This is a genomic window from Huaxiibacter chinensis (assembly GCF_022171985.1).
Lineage (GTDB): Bacteria > Pseudomonadota > Gammaproteobacteria > Enterobacterales > Enterobacteriaceae > Enterobacter > Enterobacter chinensis_A.
Map to the genome: position 1 here is coordinate 1 of NZ_JAJVHF010000052.1, position 1,330 is coordinate 1,330.

General features: G+C 63.3%; 4 protein-coding genes. All 4 read left to right on the forward strand.

Features of this window, described 5'->3' with window-relative positions:
• Positions 1-423: oxidoreductase dimerization domain-containing protein (locus LZP96_RS23860; RefSeq protein ID WP_497212762.1), on the forward strand; the 423-nt coding region annotated here is incomplete at its 5' end.
• Between the two features lie 17 nt (positions 424-440).
• Entirely contained in the window at positions 441-806 is a 366-nt protein-coding gene (gene merD, locus LZP96_RS23865) for a mercury resistance co-regulator MerD (RefSeq protein ID WP_001277466.1), read from the forward strand.
• On the forward strand, positions 803-1,039 hold the full coding sequence (merE, locus tag LZP96_RS23870; protein WP_001087807.1) for a broad-spectrum mercury transporter MerE: 237 nt from the start codon (positions 803-805) through the stop codon (positions 1,037-1,039). Before merD ends, merE begins: the two co-directional genes overlap by 4 nt.
• A 65-nt stretch (positions 1,040-1,104) precedes the next feature.
• On the forward strand, positions 1,105-1,317 hold the full coding sequence (locus LZP96_RS23875; RefSeq protein ID WP_000993245.1) for a DUF3330 domain-containing protein: 213 nt from the start codon (positions 1,105-1,107) through the stop codon (positions 1,315-1,317).
• Positions 1,318-1,330 lie beyond the last annotated feature (13 nt).

Below are 1,330 nucleotides of genomic sequence, written 5' to 3' on the forward strand. Positions count from 1 at the left end.
GCGATCAACATGACTGGCGGCGATGCGGCCCTGGACCTGACCGCAATGCCGGCCGTGGTGTTCACCGACCCGCAGGTCGCCACCGTGGGCTACAGCGAGGCGGAAGCACATCACGACGGGATCGAGACCGACAGTCGCCTGCTAACACTGGATAACGTGCCGCGTGCGCTTGCCAACTTCGACACACGCGGCTTCATCAAGCTGGTCATCGAGGAAGGTAGCGGACGGCTCATCGGCGTGCAAGCGGTGGCCCCGGAAGCGGGTGAACTGATCCAGACGGCGGTGCTCGCCATTCGCAACCGTATGACCGTGCAGGAACTGGCCGACCAATTGTTCCCCTACCTGACCATGGTCGAAGGGCTGAAGCTCGCGGCGCAGACCTTCAGCAAGGACGTGAAGCAGCTTTCGTGCTGCGCCGGATGAGGAAAAGGAGGTGTTCAATGAGCGCCTACACAGTGTCCCGGCTGGCCCTTGATGCCGGGGTGAGCGTGCATATCGTGCGCGACTACCTGCTGCGCGGATTGCTACGGCCGGTCGCGTACACCACGGGCGGCTACGGCTTGTTCGATGACACCGCGTTGCAACGGCTGCGCTTTGTACGGGCTGCCTTCGAAGCGGGTATCGGCCTGGACGCACTGGCGCGGCTGTGCCGGGCGCTGGATGCTGCGGACGGTGACGGTGCGTCTGCGCAGCTTGCCGTGTTGCGGCAACTCGTCGAGCGTCGGCGCGAGGCCCTGGCCAGCCTCGAAATGCAACTGGCCGCCATGCCAACCGAACCGGCACAGCACGCGGAGAGTCTGCCATGAACAGCCCAGAGCACTTGCCGTCTGAGACGCACAAACCGATCACCGGCTACTTGTGGGGCGCGCTGGCCGTGCTCACCTGTCCCTGCCATTTGCCGATTCTCGCCATTGTGCTAGCCGGCACGACGGCCGGCGCGTTCATCGGGGAGCACTGGGGTATTGCAGCCCTCACGCTGACCGGCTTGTTTGTCCTGTCTGTGACGCGGCTGCTGCGGGCCTTCAAGGGAAGATCATGACCGCTTCCCAGCCAGCCGAGAGTGGGCAGCTTTGAGCTTCGCTACCAATCTGGAGGAGTACCACCATGAACGCAAACGCCCCGAACACTGCCAGTTGCACCACCTGCTGCGTATGCTGCAAAGAAATTCCGCTCGATGCCGCCTTCACCCCGGAAGGCGCGGAATACGTCGAACATTTCTGCGGGCTGGATTGCTATGAACGCTTCCAGGCACGCGCCAAGGCCGCGACAGAATCTGACATTGCGCCTGTCCCTGGCGGTTCGCAGCCGTCAGATTGAGGCATACCCTAAC

Bases quoted from the DNA above. Each gene is read 5' to 3' on its own strand.
- merD (WP_001277466.1), top strand. From the start codon at position 441: ATGAGCGCCTACACAGTGTCCCGGCTGGCCCTTGATGCCGGGGTGAGC.
- merE (WP_001087807.1), top strand. From the start codon at position 803: ATGAACAGCCCAGAGCACTTGCCGTCTGAGACGCACAAACCGATCACC.
- LZP96_RS23875 (WP_000993245.1), top strand. From the start codon at position 1,105: ATGAACGCAAACGCCCCGAACACTGCCAGTTGCACCACCTGCTGCGTA.